The sequence below is a fragment of the Streptomyces racemochromogenes genome, assembly GCF_044129415.1.
Classification (GTDB): domain Bacteria; phylum Actinomycetota; class Actinomycetes; order Streptomycetales; family Streptomycetaceae; genus Streptomyces; species Streptomyces racemochromogenes_A.
The window spans coordinates 1-545 of sequence record NZ_JBBDHD010000321.1; the positions used below are offsets into that span (position 1 = coordinate 1).

Annotated in this window: 1 protein-coding gene; it reads left to right on the top strand. The window is 68.3% G+C overall.

Features of this window, described 5'->3' with window-relative positions; translation table 11 throughout:
• The coding region (locus tag WDV06_RS37075) for a GTP-binding protein (RefSeq protein WP_395514191.1) at positions 1-545 on the top strand (545 nt) is incomplete at both ends.

A 545-nucleotide genomic window follows, 5' to 3' on the forward strand; every position in this document is an offset into this window, starting at 1 on the left:
GCTCGCTCCACCACCTCCGCGAAGATCGTGGTGGCGGGCGGCTTCGGCGTGGGCAAGACCACGTTCGTCGGCGCGGTCTCCGAGATCAACCCGCTGCGCACCGAAGCCGTCATGACCAGCGCCTCGGCCGGCATCGACGACCTCACCCACACCGGTGACAAGACGACCACCACGGTCGCCATGGACTTCGGCCGCATCACCCTGGACCAGGACCTGATCCTGTACCTCTTCGGTACCCCCGGACAGGACCGCTTCTGGTTCATGTGGGACGACCTCGTCCGCGGCGCCATCGGCGCCGTCGTCCTCGTCGACACCCGACGCCTCGCCGACTGCTTCCCCGCCGTCGACTACTTCGAGAACAGCGGCCTCCCCTTCGTCATCGCCCTCAACGGCTTCGACGGACACCAGCCCTACACCCCCGAAGAAGTCCGCGAGGCCCTCCAGATCGGCCCCGACGCCCCCATCATCACCACCGACGCCCGCCACCGCGCGGACGCCAAGAGCGCACTCATCACCCTCGTCGAACACGCCCTCATGGCACGGCT